Genomic DNA, 20,233 nt, shown 5'->3' with positions numbered 1-20,233 from the left:
CATAAATCAGTATTGTTTCATTACGGGGGCAAATGTACCCTAAGGAAGAAGTTGTACCTTCACTGTTAAGAAAAGCCCGTTGTATCATGAACTAACCATTATACAAACCAAAAATGTAAGCGCTTGATCAGAAAAAAGGGGGGAGTACATTTGAAACTCCTATGGTCCAAATTTTCACCGATGTTCCGCAGGTTTTTGATCTCCTATTTAATCATTCTCATGATTCCGCAGATTGCCGGATATGCCTCTTACAGGGCATCCATTGAAGCGGCTCGAGCGAGCTCGATCGAGAACAGCCTGAAATCCCTGAATCTTGGTAAAGAAATCATCGAACGGAATCTGCTACAAGTGGAAGCCTTCACCCGGCAGCTCGCAATCAATCAGGATCTCTACCGTTTGATTGCCGATCCAAAGCCGCTTGATGTGTACAACGTCTACGGCATCGGCCGCATGCAGCGCAGCTTGTCCATGTACAGCAGTACAAACGAATATTTATCTCATTTTTTCATCTATATCCCCAATTACAATGTCATTATTACACCAACCACGGTGTATTACAGACCCGAGCACTATTATGCAGCCAATGCACTTGAAGGTATGACCTATGAGCAGTGGAGCGAAAACATTTTAAAGAAACCACATTTCAACGAAATCATTCCGCTTCGAAATTACAAACGTGAAATAAGCAGCAATGTCCTTACTACTGTTCCGGCCATTACATTTCTGCAATCGCTGCCGCTTAACAGCTTTAACAAACCGCAGGCAACAATCGGTGTGTTGATTAATGAAGACAAGATGGCTAATCTGACACAGCACATTGTGGATCAGTATGGCGGCTGGACGCTGGTTCGGGATGCTGACGGGAACGTGATCTTTTCACGTGGTATTGAGCAGGCCGAGGCACAGCGTATGGCGGAAACTTATCATCGGGATGCACATCAGGTACAGCCGATTGAAGGTGGACGATTGCTCCTGTCTATTGAATCGGGTCAGAACGGCTGGAGCTATATGGCCGGTATTCCCGAGAAAGCACTTATGACCAATGCAGAACAGATCAAACAAGTTACGCTTGCGTTCACACTTGCGACGCTGGTGCTTGGGCTTGCGATCGGGCTGGTGTTAGCTTACCGCAACAGTGCACCTATTTATAAATTGCTGTCCGTATTCCGTGAGCAGACCAGTGAGCCTTCGGGCAAAAGACGCAACGAATATGATTTTCTCGCGAGCCACATTCATCATCTGATTGCCAACAATCATTCACTTGAGAATGCGCTGAATGAGCAGATTCCGCTGCTGCGGGACGGCTTCATTAAACGGCTGCTTACGGGTGAATTCTATACAACGAGAGAGCTGGAGGCCATCTCTTCCCAGACCCGGATTTCTATCCAGAACACACAAGGCATAACAGCACTACTTAAGGTGAATGGGTATGCAAGCCTGGATAGCGAGGAGACGATTCAGGAGCTTGGTGTGGCGAAGCTGATTATCAGACAGACCATAACAGAAAAGAACGCGGAGGTTCTGATGACAGACTGGGGAACAGATCAGATCGCATTTATTTGTCCTGTCTCTGATGAACCGCCGGAACAAGCCATACACCATTGTGAGTCTGAATTGGAACGGCTGAGAGAGCTGATCTATAGAGACTACCGCATATCAACAACCATTGGCACAGGAGCAGCGTATGAGGTGTGGAATGATGTGGGACGTTCATTTGACGAGGCAAAGCAAGCGATGGATTATGCTATTCATTGCGGGGCCGATCAGCTTGTCAAATTTGAAGATACACTCAAGGAAAATGAAATGTATTATTACCCGATTGAATCGGAGCAGCGCCTGCTGAATACGGTCAAGGCAGGTGAGATGCAGGAGGCGCTTCGCATTCTGGACCAGCTGTTTGTACGTAATTTCGAGGAACGAGAGCTTTCTTATGAGATGGTGCAGCAGTTTATTATGGAATTGAAGGGAACGTACCTGAAGCTGGATGAGTCCAAAATCAAACTCGGCGATTCGTTTACGGATGAATACAAAAACTGTGTCGCAAGCATCCAGACCACTGATTCCATTCCCGCATTACGTGGCAAATTCAAACGTCTGACGGAAGAGATGTGTACGGAGGTTGTCAAAAAAAGATCATCCACGCATTCCGATACCGTCCAAGAGATCATGAGTTACATTGAAAACAACTACGGCGACGCGAATCTGACCATCTACCGCATCGCAGAACATATGGGAAAATCGGAAAAATTCATCTCCCAGTTATTCAAGGAGCATACGGGAGAGAATCTGTCCGATTACGTGGAGCGTGTCAGAATCAACGCAGCATCAGGACTTCTCCTGGAGAGTGGTCAAACCATTGATGAAATCGCACTGACTACAGGTTATAATAGCGCGCATTCATTCCGTAGAGCATTCAAGCGGGTACGTGGTATTTCACCGAGTGTATTTCGCAAAATGGACAATCAGAGCGGTTAATGTACCATCCGCTATCAGAACGATATTCGTGTAATGTACCATAAAAGCCGAGATGTACCTTTACCTCAATTCCCGGTCAACCGTATGATTACAGCACAAAGAAAGCGCTACCACTTTCAGTTTGAAGGGGTGGCGTGAACTTGATCATAAGGTATCGTTGACTGGGGGGATGATTCTGAGAACAATAACGACAAGTGAACGCAAATCGGATGTGCAGGAGCGCAGGCGATCCACATTACAGCATGCGCTGGCAAGAAGTTTCAGGAGACACTGGCAGCTGTATCTGTTGATTTTGCCTCCGGTGGTGTATTTTATCATTTTCAAATATGTGCCGATGGTTAATACCGTGCTTGCATTTAAGGACTACAACGTGATCAAAGGGATATGGGGTAGTCCGTGGGCTGGAACAAAGTATTTCGAGATGTTATTCCAGAATCCCGCATTTGTGATGTTAATCAAAAACACGCTGCTGATTTCGTTCTACAGCCTGATTGTTGGATTTCCGATCCCGATCTTGCTGGCACTGGCCTTAAACGAGATCAAAAACATCAGGTTCAAGAAAACCGTACAGCTGGTCACTTATGCTCCTTATTTCATATCAACCGTCGTTATGGTATCCATCATTATGTTATTTCTGTCGCCACGACTGGGGATTGTGAACACCATTGCAGGTGCACTTGGCTTTGAAGCTGTGAATTTCCTGGGAAATCCAGACATGTTTCGGTCGATATACGTATTCTCGGACGTATGGCAGAGCATGGGATATTCTGCTGTCATTTACCTGGCCGCGTTGGCGGGCATTGATCCCTCCTTATACGAAGCTGCCAAGGTGGATGGAGCCAATCGGCTGCAGAAGATCATCAATGTCGATTTGCCGGGACTGCTTCCGGCCGCCGTCATTATTTTGATTTTGAGTGTGGGCAATATTATGGCGGTTGGCTTCGAGAAAGTGTATTTGCTGCAAAATCCGTTAAATCTGTCTGCTTCAGAAATTATTTCAACTTATGTTTACAAAATGGGTCTGTTAAACGCCAACTACAGCTTCGCTACAGCGGTAGGTTTGTTTAACTCTCTGATCAACCTCATTCTGCTATTGGCGGTCAACGCAGCCGCGAAGCGTTTGTCCAACACAAGTCTATGGTGATCACACGGGAGGGAGGATATTTCATAGATGGCTAACGTACACACACAGGCCGGACGTCCGGGAAGGAAGAGAAACACCGTCATCCGCGAATCGACGGGAGACCGCCTGTTCATTACCTGCATCTACATCGTTCTGTCACTCGTGCTGGTTGTTGTGCTTTATCCCTTAATCTACATCGTCAGCTCGTCGCTGAGCAGCCCGGCAGCGGTATCATCGGGTAAAGTCTGGCTGTGGCCGGTTGATCTGTCACTTGAAGGGTACAAGGCCGTTTTGCGCAATGATCAGGTGCTGACGGGATATGCCAACTCCTTGTTTTATACAGCGGTTGGCACGTTTATCAGTGTAGCTCTGACGATTATGATCGCGTATCCGCTATCCAAAAAAACCTTCGTCGGACGCAGCACACTTATGATTTTCATTACATTTACGATGCTTTTTGCCGGAGGGTTGATTCCGACCTATCTGGTTGTCAAATCTCTGGGATTAATTGATACACGGTGGGCACTGCTGATTCCGAATGCGATCTGGGTGTGGCAGGTCATTATCGCCCGAACCTTTTTCCAGAATTCCATCCCGGATGAGCTGTCAGAAGCTGCTGACATTGATGGCTGCAGCGATATTCGCTTTATCTTCAGTGTTATTTTGCCGCTTGCCAAGCCGATTGTAGCTGTATTGTCACTGATGTACGCCGTTGGGCAGTGGAACGCCTATTTCGACGCACTGATCTATCTGAAATCACAGTCGCTCTACCCGCTACAGCTGATATTACGAAGTATTCTTATTTTGGGCAGTTCGGGCAACATGGACGCTTCAGAGATGATCAAGCAGCAGCAGATGGCGGAACTGATGAAGTATTCCCTGATTGTCATGGCGAGCTTGCCGGTTCTGATTATTTATCCGTTCGTACAGCGGTATTTTGTGCAAGGCATGCTGATTGGTTCGGTTAAAGGATAAACTGCTGTTACAACTTACATGAGGGAGAGGATTTTATTGAGGAAAACGGGTGCATCACTGTTAGCTTGTATCCTGCTGTTTACGTTGGTCATGGCGGGTTGCTCGTCGTCTGAGAAGGGAAGCAGCGAAGTGGATGCTAACGGAAAAATTCCGATGAATGTATTTGTACACCAAGGCTCTGATATGAATCTGGCTACGAACAAATTCACCAAAAAGATGGAGGAAAAGTTTAATATTCAGTTCAACTGGACAACGGTCCCGTTTGACGGCGCAGCTGAAAAAAGACAGATTTCACTTGCATCGGGTGACTATCCAGACCTGTATTTGCTTATTCCATGGGTGGACCGCTTCTCACAGACAGACCTGTTAAAGTTTGGTCAGCAGGGCGTTATTCTGCCGCTCAATGATCTTATCGACCAGCACGCGCCGAACATCAAAAAAGTGCTCGATAGCAATGAATACTATAAAGCGATGAATACGGCCCCTGACGGTAAAATCTATGGGTTAACCGGACTGAATGAATGCTTCCACTGTTCTTACCCGAACAAGATGTGGGTGAACACCAAGTGGCTGGATCAGCTTAATATGAAAGTACCCGCAACAACAGAAGAGTTCAAGGAAATGCTCAAGGCATTTAAAACGAAGGACCCGAACGGTAATGGCAAAGCGGATGAAGTGCCGCTCAGTGGTTCGACCGAAAACTTCGGTGTACACATTATTCCGTATTTGATGAATGGATTCATCTATGACGATGACCGCAATTATCTCATTTTGAATCAAGGCAAAGTGGAGATGGCAGCGAACAAACCCGAGTGGAAAGAGGGGCTGACCTATATCAAATCCTTATACGATGAGGGTTTGATTGACCCGGGAGCTTTTACTCAAAATGTTGGCGCATTCAAGAAAATCGGTGACAATGCGGATGCACAGCTTCTCGGAGCAGGTGCAGCCATGCACCCGTCGTTGTTTGTTACTACGGCTGAAGGTTCCCCATACGGTAATGATTACAACGCGATTCCGCCACTGAAGGGACCACATGCAGAGTATGCAACGTACAACTATCCGATTGATCCGGGAGCAACGTTTGTATTAACCAACAAAGCCAGCGAACAAACCCAGATTGCAGCAATACAGATGCTGGATTACTTCTACACACAAGAAGGTGGAATGGCTGCGTACCTGGGAGAAGAGGGCACAAGCTGGCGTAAACCGGAGGCGGGCGAGGTAGCACTGAACGACCAGGTCGAGCCACTCTATAAGGCAATCCCCGTTCCGTCCGGGGAAGAACCTCGCAATGACAGCTGGTCCGCACTGAGTCAATACAATCATCACCGCGCTTATCGGGATGCAGAAGTGCAGGGAACAGACATCTACGCTAACGACGGTTATGAACGCCGTCTGTATGAAGCGACATTGTTAATGGAAGGCAAGGAGCCTAAAGAGGTGTTCCCGCATTGGGCATTATGGGTAGACCCGTCACTTGCGGATGAAACGAGCATGATGCAAACCAATATCAAGGATTACATCGATCAGAACGCGCTTCAGTTTGTAACAGGGGCAAAGAGTCTGGATAAGGACTGGGATGAGTATGTGAAAGGACTTGAAGGGCTGAATATCAGTCGATACCTGGAAATTATGCAGTCCGCTTATGATGCGTCTTCGGTATCTTCGAAGTAAATAAAGGGTGAATCAAAAAGAAAGACGTCCTCATTCGCTGTATGCAAACGAGGACGTCTTTTGGCTGGTTTATGCATAGTGTTAGCAGAGTGAATGAAAGCTCAATACATCCGGTAGTTTCCACTTAATGCAAGCATGGCGAAGAAATACAGGCAGTTATCGTAATAACGGCGTTTCCCTTGCCGGAGCGGTGTATTCCAGAACAGTTTAACAAAAAAATCAGCATCAGGACCATCAGCGGCGAGTGATGCCATAGCGTTGGTAGCCAGCAGACCTACAGGGTGCAGTGCGGGCTCATCGAATGGCTTGCCTTCAATGGTATAGCGTCGGTAATCCAACACATCAATGCTGCTGAAAAAAGCTTGAATGCGATTGGACTGCTGCACCTGCCACGGGTCCTTGCGGAACCATTCCCAGTCCAGTGCAATGTTGGCTGCAACACGATAGGCGTCACTGTAAAAATGTCTGAAATCACCATGTGGCTGTACGGGTGCAGGAGTGCCATCATAATTGGCATATTCCGGCGAAAGTCCGGTTACAGGGTGGCAGGCAGTATGAAGATAGGCTCGACTTGCCTCAGCCGCTTCTTTCCAGAACGTACGATCCTGTTCATTCGCATATTGTGCAAACAGTTCATAGAAATGAGGAAGATGATAGGACGGATCACTGAATGGCAACTCTGGAATAAACTTGATCAGCCGATTGCTCGGCTCCCACATGGGATCACCCTCGCCATGTTCCCCTTGATGCAAACAAGCATGAAGAATTTTACGCGCCTGAGCTTTATAGTCGTATGGAGCTGGGCCATCTCCCCAGCGATTAGACGCAAAGAAGAGCGCCATAGCAAAGAACTCTTCGCCGTCTGGGGCAGGTCCCGGGGACAAGCGTGTTCCATCCGGCTTGCAATGCCAGGCAAAGTAGTCCTTGTATCGACCTTCTGAATGCTGCATATATGTATATGCATAATTCCAGAGACGATCAAACTCTTGTTTCTTATCCATCTGCACAGCCATCATCATGCCATAGGACATGCCCTCGGAACGAACATCGTCGTTTCCTGTGTCGAGTATATATCCTTTGTCATCTCCTGCGGGGTAATAGATTCGAGTATGCTCATCCCCGTAAAACAGATCATTCCACGTCTGCTCGAGCCTCGCGTTTATCTCCTCTTCACTGTAACCAGACTTTAGAAAGTGATTGGTATATGTACCTGTATCAATTGCGCCTTTGCCTGTTAAATTCATATGTTCCTCCTATAGAATGTCTTCTCAAAGTTTTCATTAAAATTCCCATTAAAGCGGTTATAAGCATTCATATAAGCAAGTATAACATTCAGTATACTACTCAAATTAAAGCGTTTACATGGAAAATTATAGGTGTAACATTCCATCTATTTCCATATTGCGAGGTTGATGATATATTTAGTCAAGTCCTATAGTTTATCAGGTTGTTGCTAAATTATGTAAGCGCTACACTCTGAGAGAAGGAGCCGCCTGATAGGACATCATTAAGTTCTGGTTCCTTCATACGGTATGACTTGGAGTGTAAATTATCGCTGGAAGGCTGGTGAACATGTAACATGATTGGCAATTCTGGAGATGTAGAACTGAATCAAGGAACCCATGCACCGCGTGACCCTGTGCAGGTCGAGGTTTCATTAGCAGAAGCTGAATTCGATTACCATTCTCCAAATTATCTTGAGATGATCGACCGTTCTCTACTGAGTGCGGGGAATAATGTCAGATTGAAGAGAGTCATTGAAAAGGCGAAACGAGGTGAACCTGTTGTACTTGCTTTTATCGGGGGCTCCATTACTCATGGCGCTGGTGCAGCACCGATTCATCTCCAAAGTTATGCTTACCACTCGTTCAAGCATTTTCAAAAAATGTTTGCTCCATTGGACAGCAATACAGTTCAATTGATTAAAGCGGGTGTAGGCGGGACGCCATCACAGCTTGGCGTCATACGATATGAGCGGGATGTGCTCCGGAATGGCAGTGTGCAGCCGGACATCGTCGTTATCGAATTTGCGGTAAACGATGCCGACGATGAAACGAGAGGTAACTGTTATGAAAGCCTAGTGTTGAAAGCGCTTGCTTCTGATAACAAACCTGCGGTTATCCTGCTTTTCAGTGTATTTGAGAACGACTGGAATCTTCAGGACAGGCTTGCTCCCGTAGGATTTCATTATGATCTGCCAATGGTGAGCATGAAGGATGCTCTTGTAGAGCAATTTCGAAAGACCAAGCACGAGGGTAACGTCATAACCAAAGAACAATATTTTCATGATATTTATCATCCGACCAATGTGGGACATCGCATTATGGCTGATGCGCTGGCCAACCTGTTTCAAGTAACAGATCGTTCCCCTGTGGATCAGGAAGAGAACGAATTGAACAGGGCTCCAATGATCGGGAACGATTATGTGAATGTGCAGCTGATGGATCGGGAAAATGGTGAGCAGATTGCCAGAATCGAGCCAGGCGGCTTCTGTCATATCGACACTGAGCTGCAGATGGCGGAGATGGATGACCAGGCTTACGCTACACCACTTTTTCCGAATAACTGGATGTATGTCCCCGATGATACAGCAGAGCATCTTGGTTTCAAACTGTATTTACGGTGCAGTCGTCTCATTCTGATCTTCAAGGACTCCGATAGCGACGTATTCGGAACGGCTCATATCAAGGTAGATGGTGAGCTTGTCAAACAAGCTGATCCGCATGAAGTGAACTGGACACATTGTCATGCGATGCTCCTGTTCAGTAATCAAGAGGCAGCTGAGCATGTTATTGACATCGAGATGGCACCAGGACATGAGGATAAGCGGTTCACAATTTTGGGCTTCGGATATGTAGAATAACGGAAGTTGACATGAACGCGAACGAATTATGCTAACCGTGAAGGGAGTAGGAGACTAATGATAGCTTCAGCATCAGCGGGTTTTGACCAATATCGCGATCATATTGAACGAGGTAAGGTCGAGACAATCGAGTATGATTCCAAGACAGTTGGTAGTGTGCGCAAGGCAATGGTGTACACACCGCCGGGGTTTTCCCCGGAGCGAACTTATCCTGTACTCTATCTGTTGCATGGTATTGGAGGGGATGAGACGGAGTGGCACACTCACGGTGCTCCCCAAATTATTTTGGACAACCTGTACTGTGATAATCTTATCCAGCCGATGATCGTGGTCTGTCCCAATGGGCGCGCGATGATCAATGATCGGGCAGAGGGTGACTTGTTTGATCCTGAGAAAATTCGGGCATTTGAAAGATTCGAGTCTGATCTGATTCAGGATCTCATTCCACATATCGAGTCCCGCTATCCTGCAGCAAAATCAAGGGATAAGAGAGCAATCGCTGGTTTGTCCATGGGAGGAGGACAGTCCTTAAACATCGGACTCCACAATCTGAACCATTTTGCCTGGGTTGGAGCTTTTTCGGCAGCGCCGAATACGAAAACCCCGGAAGTTCTAATACCGGAACCGGATAAAGCATCGTCGCTACTGTCTTTATTGTGGGTGTCATGTGGAGATCAGGATAATCTCATTCAGATCAGTATGGATGTTCATGAATACTTGAATCAGCAAGGTGTGCCCCATATCTGGTACGAAGAAAGCGGGGGACATGACTGGCCAGTGTGGAAAAATGATTTGTATCTTTTCTCACAACGTCTTTTTAAGTAAACCAAAAATTTAAAATTCCAGGAGGTATTTCGTTATGTTCAAATTCGGCAAAAAATTGTTGACTGTTGTCCTTGCAGCTTCCATGAGTTTTGGTGCTCTCGCCGCTACAACAAGCGCTACAGATTACTGGCAGAACTGGACAGATGGCGGGGGCTACGTTAATGCTGTGAACGGTTCTGGCGGAAATTACAGCGTAACCTGGCAAAATACCGGGAATTTTGTAGTTGGTAAAGGCTGGACTTACGGCACACCTAATCGTGTAGTTAACTACAACGCTGGCGTATTTTCGCCTTCCGGCAATGGTTATCTGACGTTCTACGGCTGGACCCGTAATGCCCTTATTGAGTATTATGTAGTGGATAACTGGGGCACATATCGCCCGACAGGAACTTACAAAGGCACGGTGACTAGTGACGGAGGCACGTATGACATCTATACAACGATGAGATACAATCAGCCATCCATTGACGGGTATTCAACTTTCCCGCAATACTGGAGTGTTAGACAATCCAAACGTCCGATCGGCGTGAACTCCCAAATTACGTTCCAGAATCACGTAAATGCGTGGGCGAGTAAGGGAATGTACCTGGGCAGCAGCTGGTCCTATCAGGTTATGGCAACGGAAGGATATCAAAGCAGCGGTAGTTCCAACGTGACTGTTTGGTAAGCGTTTACATTATACTGAACTCCAGCAAGGCAGGTCTGTGATCTGTCTTGCTCTCCATTCCAGTTTCAAAGTCAAAGGAGACATACAGATGAGAAAGTGGCTTATATTTCTGCTCATCGCAGCAGCTGCCGGTTTAAGTGCTTGTTCAACGAGCAGTAATACAACTGTAAGCGATGATCTTGTACTGGTTGAGGGCGGTGCATTCAAGACCAGCAAATCCAGCTTTACAGATAAGGACATTACACTGTCTGACTTTTATATTGGCAAATACGAGGTGACACAGAAGCAGTGGATGGAAGTTATGGAGGACAACCCCTCCGGTTTCAAAGGTGAAGAGCGGCCGGTTGAAAGAGTGACCTGGTATGATGCAATAGAATATTGCAACGCACGGAGTGTTAAGGAAAACCTGAAGCCGTATTACTCAATTGATAAAGAAACTACGGACCCTGACAATAAAAATGGAAATGATAATATAAAATGGACAGTAACCATTAATGAAGGCGCGAACGGGTATCGTCTGCCAACAGCAGCAGAGTGGGAATACGCGGCAAGCGGAGGACAGAAAAGCCAGAATTTCACCTATAGCGGAAGCAATAATCCTGACGAGGTCGCATGGTACTGGATGAATGCCGGGGAAAAACCGTTAACAGGAGACTGGAACTGGCCGGCAATCGAGAATAATCGGAATCAAACCAAGCCAGTCGGTCAGCAAAAAGCAAACGAGTTAGGAATTTATGATATGTCCGGCAATGTGAGAGAATGGTGCTGGGACTGGCACAGCCATCCGGAAACTCCGGACAATACCTGGAGAGTCAGCAAGGGAGGCGGCTGGGTCAGTAGCGTGAACACGGCAGAAATCTCTTATCCAGGAAAGTTTGATGCAAACGGTCTCGGTCCCGATCAGGGATTACGAGTGGTACGCAGTAAATAACATGGCCTCTTCGGTTAACGAAGGGCCTTTTGGCATAAGATGTCTTGCCAGGAAAACATCTTTAAAAGTGAATATCTATTCTTTAAACTTTGCTATGGTTCATGAATCGTACTGGATATAAAATGGAAATACCAACCATGTAAGCGCTTTATAAAGTGAGGGGAGGCTGAATATCAGCAATATGCTGCATGATTTTTTAAGACGTTTCCTATCCTTTGTTGAAATGGTTGGAATCAGAGACGGAGGTGTATGATGAAGAGGAAAACATGGTTCACATTAATGGTATCGGGAGTGGTTTCATTATTTATTTCAGTAAGCGCTTTCGCCGGGTATGTATTTTGGGAGCCGCTGACGTATTACAATCCAAGCACGTGGCAGAAAGCAGACGGGTACTCCAACGGTTCGATGTTCAACTGCACATGGCGAGCAAACAATGCTAATTTTACCAATGACGGCAAGCTGCGCTTGAGTCTGACAAGTCCTTCAAACAACAAGTTCGATTGCGGCGAGTATCGTTCAACGAATACTTACGGGTATGGTCTGTATGAGGTCAGCATGAAACCTGCTAAAAACACAGGCATTGTTTCCTCGTTCTTTACGTACACAGGTCCAGCCCATGGTACACAATGGGACGAGATTGATATTGAGTTCCTTGGTAAAGACACCACCAAAGTGCAATTCAACTATTATACAAACGGTGTAGGAAATCATGAGAAAATTGTAAATCTTGGCTTCGATGCATCCCAGGGATTCCATACGTATGCATTTGATTGGCAGCCAGGGCATATCAAGTGGTATGTGGATGGGGTGCTCAAGCATACAGCAACAACGAACATTCCAAAGACACCAGGCAAAATTATGATGAATATCTGGAACGGAACTGGCGTGGACAGCTGGCTTGGATCGTATAACGGGGCTAACCCGCTGCATGCAGAATATGATTGGGTGAAATATACGAGCAACTGATTAAGGTTGAGCTGCGTGCGACGTTTGGAGCATGCACAAAATATGCAGACATGCACAACAGAGGAGCGGAGTTTATCCGTCATCCTCTGTTTTTTATTTTCAGATTGAGTTGAATTCATGCCATAATTATATAAGATATGATACTTTACATAACTAACGAAACGTAAGATGATGAGAGAAAAGGGTGGATTACTACTTCATATCGAGATGATGGAAAAAGAGGATGGAATTGCATGTTCAGTAACGATAACTACAAGAATAATGAAGCCGGATAGCCCTTTTCAAGATGACATCGTCTGGTCTGTCAAGGCATCTGTTCGTATCGCTGTGTATCGCTCCCCCGAGGGTTTGCTCCTTGATAAGCAAGAAAGATAACGGTGAGACATTGTACTAATACAACATCCGTATTCACTTTTTAATATCCTAAATTAATGCAATAAATGTTGCAATATTAGTATGGGCATACATATAGGTCATTCATTATGATGGACTCTGTAGACAACATCATTACATAGACAGGGGGACACACAAGTTGAAAACATTGAAGAAAAGAAAGATGGGCGCTTTAGCTTTGGCAGGAATGTTCGCGCTTACAGCAGTATTAAGTGGATGTAACAGCGGGGCGAGTAAAGAGGCTGCACCGAGCACACCAAGCACTGCACTGGAATTGAAGGACGGGAAGTATGATCCACCCGTAAAGATTACTTATTTGCGTCCTTGGGGACCCGAAATCAAATTCAAATCTGGTGAAGATCAGGACAATAACGTGCACACCAAATGGGCGAAAGACAAGCTTGGCATTGAATTGAAAAATCAATGGGTCTCACCATCCACAAACAACGCGTTTGAAACGAAGCTTCGTCTGTCGCTGGCTTCCAATGCAGAAATGCCGGACATTATCTCGTATCGCGGCGACTTCAATCTGGCACGTGAGTTGATTGAAACGGGCAAGTTCGTTGATGCTGGTGAATTGTTTGATCAGTATGCAAGTGATACCTGGAAAGCCGCAGTGAATGAAGATCCTTCCGTATGGTATCCGTACATGCAGGATGGTAAACGGATTGGTATCCCGATTCTCGATTACTCCTATAATAGTGATCCAGTGATGTGGATTCGCGAGGATTGGATGAAGAAGTTTAATTTGAAAGCACCTGAAACGCTGGCTGATCTTGAAGTAATTATGGAAACGTTTACGAACAAAGACCCGGATGGCAATGGTAAAAAAGACACTTATGGTCTCACCATCGGATTCAAAAACTGGTTGAGCACATGGATGTCTGATGCTGGCTGGATCTTCGGAGCCTTCGGCACGATGCCAAACCAGTGGAATCTGAACGCAGAAGGAAAACTGGAGTACGGTTCTGTAAACCCTGGAGCAAAACAAGCTCTGGCAACACTGGCCGACTGGATGAGCAAAGGATACATTCCAGAAGAAGCCGGGGTATATGATGAAACCAAAGCAGCAGAAGAGTTTACAGCAGGTAAAGCAGGGATTGTTGTCGGACCTCACTGGATGCCGTCATGGCCGCTCGAAGATGTGAAGAAAAACAATCCGGAAGCGGAGTACAAAGCTTACCCGATTCCATCTGGACCTGATGGCAAAGCAGGCAGACGCGGTACGGCGAACGACAACGGTGTAATTCTGATTAACAAAGATATGAAGAACCCGGAAGTCTTTTTCACATATCAAAACTATCTATTCGATCACTATGCCAATCCACAAGCAGGTGATGAATTCGAACATGGCTTTGCTGAAGGATACGACTGGGCAATGAAAGACGGCAAAGTAACAACCGATGCTAGTGTGACAGGCGGTTATGCACCTGAGAAATACACATTAACGTTTGATGGTGCACGGATCCCGAGTCTGAACATGGCTACGCTTGCGAAGTTTGCTAACGGTGAAGAAGCAACAACACCTTTCGAGAAAAAACTCAAATCCGGCGTACCGACACCGATGGTGGAAGCGGCCAAGATTGTTCTGGATCAAAAAGATATCGCATTAAAACAGATGTTTACAGGTGCGCCAACGATGTCGATGCAAATGAATAACGACATCTTAACCAAAATGGAAAAAGACACGTTCTCTCAGATCATTTATGGTAAAGCTCCAATCGATGCATTCGATACGTTCGTAGAGAAATGGAATTCTTCCGGTGGAGAACAAAATACGAAGGAAGTTAATGAGTGGTATCAATCTGTAACTAGCGGCAAGTAAGCTGGAGAACACAGAGCAATAGAGAAAAGGCCTTGCTGGAGTAAGCTCCGGCAAGGCTTTTTGCTGTCTCCATCTTTAACAAGAATTAACGAAAATGCTCGTGCCGCTTAAATCAGGCAGGCAGCTAAGCAAGGTTTTGAACACATTACATCAAACAGGCAGGTTCTCTCTGTATTCCTGTGGAGTCAAATCGTAAAACTTCTTGAACACCCGAATGAAATAAGCGGTGTTGTTGTACCCGACAAGCTCGGCAATTTCAAATACCTTGGCGCTGGAGGAGCGCAAATAATATGCTGCTTTTTCCATCCGCAATCGATATACATAAGCTGTTAACGCCTCACCGGTCTCGGTTTTATATACTTTGGACAAATATACAGGGTGCAGGTGAACATGCTCGGCAATGGCCGGAAGTGAGACATCTGAAGCGAGATGCTGATCCACAAAGCTTTTGACACTTCGAACGATGGTGCTGTGATTGTCCTTCAGCTCTTGTTCAGCATCCTCGCTGATCGAATACAGTGTCCGTAAGGACCAATCCTTTAGCTGTTGTGCTGTGGCATATACAGGAGCCTGGAAGTACTTATAGGTTTCAGCAGGCAGAACAGAAGAAATCTGTTTGCCATTCTTATGAATGATATAAGCAAAAGCGCCGGCCAATGCGTGATAGACCTCAATGGTTGTTTCGGCAATATCATGATGCTGTCCTGACTCCAGTAATTCTTCAAAAATAACTTCAATTTTCTGCTCGACCGCATCAAACCGTCCCGCTTCCAGCAAACTGATCAGTGTCGGTGGATTGTAAAGAGAACGAATGGCAGGCAGGGGATGTACATCCTTGTCATCGGACGCGGTGATAAACAGCCCCTGTGCCTGACCCATGCGCTTCCGCATGGACCGAACCGCACTTTCATAGATTGCTCCGATCTCATGAGGAAACTTGCCCCAATGGGAGACGGAGATCGAGATGGCCCCTTTGAGATACAACTGAACATTGGTCTGAATTTGCGCCGCATAATGCTCCAGCAATGTCTGGGGTTTCTCCTCTTTGTTCATGTTCTGCAAGGCGCCCTTTTTAACACTGACCAGAACCACCAGATAATCATGCACGTCCCGTGTGTGCCAGATGTGAAAATGATGCTGCATCACTTCACTGATGATATTGCTAATGGCGTACTGCATCAGTGACATATCGTGATCTCCCATTTCGGACAGATGCTCCTCCATGCGAATGACCAGCATGCCGAGTTCCTCGCCAATGGAGTAGGGCAGTTCAAGCAGCTCCAGCTTGTCTGCGAGTGCGGAAGGAGAGTAGGTTTTGCCTGTAAGCAATTCGTGAAGCATGGTGGACCGCAGCAGTGGCAGATTATCCTGAAACGCATGCAAAGCCCGTTGATAAGATGCGGCGGTTTCCCACTTTTGCTTGATCCGGTCGACCAGTCGCTGCACGGTTTCAATCAGGTCCTCATCACTTACGGGTTTCAGCAAATAATCAAAGCTTTCCTGAGCCATCGCTTGTTTGGCATATTCAAAGTCGGCAAAGCCCGACAGTAAAATCGTTTGCACATGAGGCCACTTCTCGTGAATGGTCGTAATCAGATCAATGCCGGACATCTCTGGCATTCGAATATCTGTGATCACAATATCGATATCATGATTTTCCATAATTTCAAGTGCGACAGCACCGGATAATGCCTCATGCACCGTGCTGATTCCGCAGCTTTCCCAAGGAATCGTTTCAGCCAGTGTTTCTACGACGGATCGTTCATCGTCTACTAATAAAATTTGTAACATGTACTTCACCTACTCGTTGATATTGTTGTACCATGTGATGCTCACTTTGACTCCGCCGCGTGACCCGTGTTCATAATGCAGACCCGCATCTTCACCATACAAAAAAGACAAACGCTGATGAACATTCCAGGTCCCGCATCCCATGCTGCCGTCAAGCGGTTTGTGCAAATTATTTGTTAACTCTTGCATCTGATTTTCTGTCATACCCCGTCCGCTGTCCTCCACAGTTATCGTGCTCAATTCATCCGTATGATGGCCTGTTATCGTGATATGTCCATCTTCTGTACGAGGTTCGATGCCGTGAATGATAGCGTTCTCAACGATCGGCTGCAGGGTTAATCGGGGTAATGTTTTATGCAGCATATCATCTGGCACATCAATCGTAAAATGCATTCGTTCCAGCCTGAGCGCCTGGATTTCCAGGTAATTTTTCACCATCGTAAGCTCTTCCTTGATCGTTGCCTGATCATTCTCCGATCTGGTTATGTAACGGTAATACTCACCCAAATTAAGCGCCATCGCCACAACGGCCTTTTCATTTTTCATTCTTGCCATATTTTTAATATAGAAGAGGCAGTTGTACAGAAAGTGCGGATTGATCTGAGATTGCAGCTGCTTCAGCGTAGCTTCGCGTCTTCTTAACTGCTCCTCATATACGTTCTCGATCAGCTCCTGAATGCGCTGGGCCATGATGTTAAATCGTGCAAACAACAAACTAAACTCATTGCGGGAAGTATAATGCAAACGAACGGAGAAATCTCCAGTCGATAATCGATTCGTTCCCTTAACAAGCTGCAGCAGTGGAAACTGTACACTTCGATACAGCACATACAGTACAACTACACTCATTGCAATCAGAACGGCGATAGAAGCATAAAAGAGATTACGGCTGTTCGTAATGGGTCCTAAAATCTGCTGCATCGGTACATAATCCACGTAGTACCATCCAAGACTGCCTGATTGAATATACGAAACATAGTATTCCGTGTGGTCAAGGGTCGTGGTAAATCCGCCTTTACCCGAAAGTTCCGTCACTTTGAGCTTGGACTGGATTGCATTCAAGGTGTCATTTGCGCTGCTGTTGCTAATTAAGCCCAGGTCGGGATGGAACATAAAGGGGTCACCTTTGTTATTCAGCTTGTTCTGATCAAGCATGCCGATTAAATGATGTACCGGGAAGCTGATCTTGGTGATAAGTCTGGATTTTCCCGGAGTATCCATAGCCGTTGTGGGGTCCGTTGTGTACCACTCAAACTGCTCATGTGTATAAGCCCAGGATTTTGAAAGCGGCTTGGAAAATTCATCCTTCCTGTATGGGATATAAGCATAATAATCCGTGGAAATGACTTTTTGCAACCTTGGAAAATACAGTGTAATCGTCGAATGCCATTTGCTGGCGGCGTTATACAGATTCATTTTTTCAAGAATAGCGCTTCCAACCTTGACACGTTCATAAGGTACATCCTTGTAATCCGGGCGTTGATATTCCTGAATGCTGGAATCCTGTCCTATAGACATACCATAGAGTGATAATTGGTATATATTGGATTCTACCGAGTCGGCAAAAGTGGACAGATGGTTCATCGTGTTGTTTTGAATTTCATGTTTAATCACACGTACACTTTCCCGGTTCGAATAGGTGTAGAGGAACAGCACCAGGACAAGCAGCGCCACAAAGAGAAGCGTAATTTTGGTAAAGACATTCAGACGAGCGAACAATGCTTAACCTCCTCAAGTCATTAAAATATTGATATCGTTGTTGCAATATTAGGATATAGATCGCTAATAACCGTTGCTATAATTTTAATATACAAGTTCATATCCACTTGTAAAATACAAAATTTAGAACATGGGGGATGTAGGGGTGAAGGAACATACGTTAGAGACGCCTCGTAAGGGGAGAGCCGCCAAGGTGAAACAGCGCTGGAATATGCAACGGAATTGGTCCTTGCATATGATGCTTGTACCGGCAGTTTTGCTGGCTATTATTTTTCAGTACATACCAATGGGCGGTATTGTCATTGCCTTTCAGGATTTTAAACCGTACCTCGGATTTACCGAATCCAAGTGGGTAGGTTGGGATAACTTCAAGTATTTATTTTTATATCCAGACGTAGGCCAGGTCATCTGGAACACACTGGTCATTGCATTTTTCAAAATTGTTGCGGGGCTGGTTGCTCCATTCCTGTTTGCCATTTTGTTAAATGAAGTTCGTCTGACTGCTTTTAAAAGGGTCAGCCAAACGCTCGTATACCTGCCGCACTTTCTGTCCTGGGTTATCCTTGGCGGGATATTGCTGGATATTCTCTCTCCGCAGGGAGGTATGGTGAACCAGCTGATTGTTGCACTGGGCGGGCAGCCGATCTTCTTTTTGGGAGATGGAACATGGTTTCGGATAACACTGATTGTCAGTGATGTCTGGAAAGAGTTTGGCTTTGGTACCATCGTATTTCTGGCCTCGCTGTCCGGTATTAATCCGGCACTATACGAAGCAGCTGAGGTGGATGGAGCGAACCGCTTCAAGCAGACGCTGCACATTACGATTCCTGCACTGATGCCGATCACAATTGTACTCATGACACTCTCCATCGGTAATATTCTGAACGCAGGTTTTGATCAGGTGTTCAACCTGTACAATCCGCTCGTTTATGACAAAGGCGACATCATTGATACGTTTGTATACCGTCTCGGTATCCTGAACGGAAAGATGAGCTTTGCTACTGCTGTAGGACTTTTCAAATCTGTCGTAGCTACCATTCTGATCGTGATCTCATATCGTATGGCTTACAAATTAGCGAACTATCGCGTGTTCTAGAGAGGAGAAAAGGGCTTGTATTACAAAACTAGAGGCTATCGAATATTCAGTGTTGCCAATTATATTTTCCTGGGCGTATTATCCTTGCTTTGCATTTTGCCAATCATTCATATTTTGGCCGTATCGTTCAGCAGCATGGCCCCGGCTTCGTCCAATCTGGTCGGCTTCTGGCCGATCGGCTTTACGACAGATGCATATGTGAAAACGTTTGGCAATTCAAACTTTATCAACTCATTGCTCGTTTCGGTGAAACGTACAGTGATTGCAACGATCGTCGGTATGGTCATCATGCTGATTACCGCATTTCCGCTGTCGAAGGAGGATATTAACTTCAAAGGCCGTTCGATGTACACCTGGTTCTTTGTGTTCACGATCCTGTTCAGCGGTGGTCTGATTCCAAGCTACATCCTGATTCAGAAGCTGGGGCTGATGGATACGATCTGGGCGCTGGTGCTTCCGGGAGCCTTGTCCGTATGGAATGTCATTCTGATGATGAACTTCTTCCGGGGTCTGCCTAAAGAGCTGGAGGAAGCGGCTTATCTGGATGGTGCAGGTCATATTAAAACGCTGGCGCTGGTCTACATTCCGCTGTCCATGCCAGCGATTGCTACACTTTCCTTGTTCACCATGGTTGGCCAATGGAATTCCTGGTTTGATGGCATGATCTATATGTCCGATATCAAAAATTATCCACTGGCTTCCTTGTTGCAAACCATTATCGTGCAGCAGGACCTTAGTAAAATCAACGTTGATCCGTCCATGCTGGAAAACGTATCACAGCGTACGGTTCGTGCAGCTCAGATTTTCATCGGGGCACTGCCGATCTTGGTGATCTATCCATTCTTGCAGCGCTTTTTCGTTAAAGGCATCGTCATCGGGGCAGTGAAAGAATAGCACTGCCCTGCAA

General features: G+C 46.0%; 16 protein-coding genes. 13 read left to right on the top strand and 3 right to left on the bottom strand.

From position 1 onward, the window contains the following. Nucleotides 1–150: 150 nt before the first annotated feature. The 4 genes from ACQSGY_RS03330 (at nt 151) to ACQSGY_RS03315 (ending at nt 6,250) form a co-directional block, all read left to right on the top strand. Nucleotides 151–2,475 (top strand): helix-turn-helix domain-containing protein, encoded by a 2,325-nt coding sequence (locus ACQSGY_RS03330; RefSeq protein ID WP_427050658.1) that lies wholly within the window; start codon nt 151–153, stop codon nt 2,473–2,475. 289 nt (nt 2,476–2,764) lie between these two features. After that, nucleotides 2,765–3,619, top strand: a complete 855-nt coding sequence (locus ACQSGY_RS03325; protein ID WP_353957335.1) for an ABC transporter permease — start codon at nt 2,765–2,767, stop codon at nt 3,617–3,619. A gap of 27 nt (nt 3,620–3,646) precedes the next feature. Further along, nucleotides 3,647–4,573 carry a carbohydrate ABC transporter permease gene (locus ACQSGY_RS03320; RefSeq protein WP_216513926.1) on the top strand — a complete coding sequence of 309 codons (927 nt, stop codon included), beginning with the start codon at nt 3,647–3,649 and terminating at the stop codon, nt 4,571–4,573. Nucleotides 4,574–4,609: 36 nt separating this feature from the next. Further along, nucleotides 4,610–6,250 (top strand): ABC transporter substrate-binding protein, encoded by a 1,641-nt coding sequence (locus ACQSGY_RS03315; RefSeq protein WP_427050657.1) that lies wholly within the window; start codon nt 4,610–4,612, stop codon nt 6,248–6,250. 101 nt (nt 6,251–6,351) lie between these two features. Here ACQSGY_RS03315 and ACQSGY_RS03310 read toward each other — a convergent pair whose 3' ends face one another. Then, complete coding sequence (locus tag ACQSGY_RS03310) at nt 6,352–7,494, bottom strand: glycosyl hydrolase family 8 (protein ID WP_427050656.1); 1,143 nt, start codon at nt 7,492–7,494, stop codon at nt 6,352–6,354. A gap of 335 nt (nt 7,495–7,829) precedes the next feature. On the opposite strand from ACQSGY_RS03310, the gene ACQSGY_RS03305 reads away from it, so the two are divergent. The 7 genes from ACQSGY_RS03305 to ACQSGY_RS03275 all read left to right on the top strand — a co-directional run bounded on the left by ACQSGY_RS03305 (nt 7,830) and on the right by ACQSGY_RS03275 (nt 14,720). Continuing rightward, nucleotides 7,830–9,113 (top strand): SGNH/GDSL hydrolase family protein, encoded by a 1,284-nt coding sequence (locus ACQSGY_RS03305; protein WP_289372954.1) that lies wholly within the window; start codon nt 7,830–7,832, stop codon nt 9,111–9,113. Between the two features lie 57 nt (nt 9,114–9,170). Further along, a complete protein-coding gene (locus tag ACQSGY_RS03300) occupies nt 9,171–9,938 on the top strand; it encodes an alpha/beta hydrolase (protein WP_427050655.1) in 768 nt (255 codons plus the stop codon). Between the two features lie 34 nt (nt 9,939–9,972). Further along, entirely contained in the window at nt 9,973–10,605 is a 633-nt protein-coding gene (locus ACQSGY_RS03295; protein WP_111268814.1) for a glycoside hydrolase family 11 protein, read from the top strand. Between the two features lie 88 nt (nt 10,606–10,693). After that, nucleotides 10,694–11,536 carry an SUMF1/EgtB/PvdO family nonheme iron enzyme gene (locus ACQSGY_RS03290; protein ID WP_427050654.1) on the top strand — a complete coding sequence of 281 codons (843 nt, stop codon included), beginning with the start codon at nt 10,694–10,696 and terminating at the stop codon, nt 11,534–11,536. A gap of 252 nt (nt 11,537–11,788) precedes the next feature. Continuing rightward, complete coding sequence (gene bglS / locus ACQSGY_RS03285; RefSeq protein WP_111268812.1) at nt 11,789–12,502, top strand: beta-glucanase; 714 nt, start codon at nt 11,789–11,791, stop codon at nt 12,500–12,502. Between the two features lie 168 nt (nt 12,503–12,670). Then, on the top strand, nt 12,671–12,877 hold the full coding sequence (locus ACQSGY_RS03280; protein WP_427050653.1) for a hypothetical protein: 207 nt from the start codon (nt 12,671–12,673) through the stop codon (nt 12,875–12,877). A 157-nt stretch (nt 12,878–13,034) separates the two neighbouring features. Continuing rightward, nucleotides 13,035–14,720: an extracellular solute-binding protein gene (locus ACQSGY_RS03275; protein ID WP_145402322.1), complete on the top strand. Its 1,686-nt coding sequence runs from the start codon at nt 13,035–13,037 to the stop codon at nt 14,718–14,720. 150 nt (nt 14,721–14,870) lie between these two features. Here the strand turns inward: ACQSGY_RS03275 and ACQSGY_RS03270 are convergent, their stop codons facing one another. Together ACQSGY_RS03270 and ACQSGY_RS03265 are read right to left on the bottom strand one after the other, a co-directional pair. Beyond that, nucleotides 14,871–16,511 carry a response regulator transcription factor gene (locus ACQSGY_RS03270; protein ID WP_427050651.1) on the bottom strand — a complete coding sequence of 547 codons (1,641 nt, stop codon included), beginning with the start codon at nt 16,509–16,511 and terminating at the stop codon, nt 14,871–14,873. Nucleotides 16,512–16,520: 9 nt separating this feature from the next. Further along, a complete protein-coding gene (locus ACQSGY_RS03265) occupies nt 16,521–18,230 on the bottom strand; it encodes a sensor histidine kinase (RefSeq protein WP_427050650.1) in 1,710 nt (569 codons plus the stop codon). Between the two features lie 145 nt (nt 18,231–18,375). Between ACQSGY_RS03265 and ACQSGY_RS03260 the strand changes: the two genes are divergently transcribed. Together ACQSGY_RS03260 and ACQSGY_RS03255 are read left to right on the top strand one after the other, a co-directional pair. Continuing rightward, complete coding sequence (locus tag ACQSGY_RS03260) at nt 18,376–19,326, top strand: ABC transporter permease (RefSeq protein WP_373288442.1); 951 nt, start codon at nt 18,376–18,378, stop codon at nt 19,324–19,326. Between the two features lie 15 nt (nt 19,327–19,341). Beyond that, nucleotides 19,342–20,220 (top strand): carbohydrate ABC transporter permease, encoded by an 879-nt coding sequence (locus ACQSGY_RS03255; protein WP_216513936.1) that lies wholly within the window; start codon nt 19,342–19,344, stop codon nt 20,218–20,220. The last annotated feature ends 13 nt before the right edge of the window (nt 20,221–20,233 follow it).

The sequence above is a fragment of the Paenibacillus sp. TC-CSREp1 genome (genome assembly GCF_050171015.1).
In the GTDB taxonomy this organism is placed as follows: domain Bacteria; phylum Bacillota; class Bacilli; order Paenibacillales; family Paenibacillaceae; genus Paenibacillus; species Paenibacillus silvae.
The sequence above is the reverse complement of the archived record's forward strand: the minus strand, read 5'-3'. Positions and strand labels throughout refer to the sequence as shown.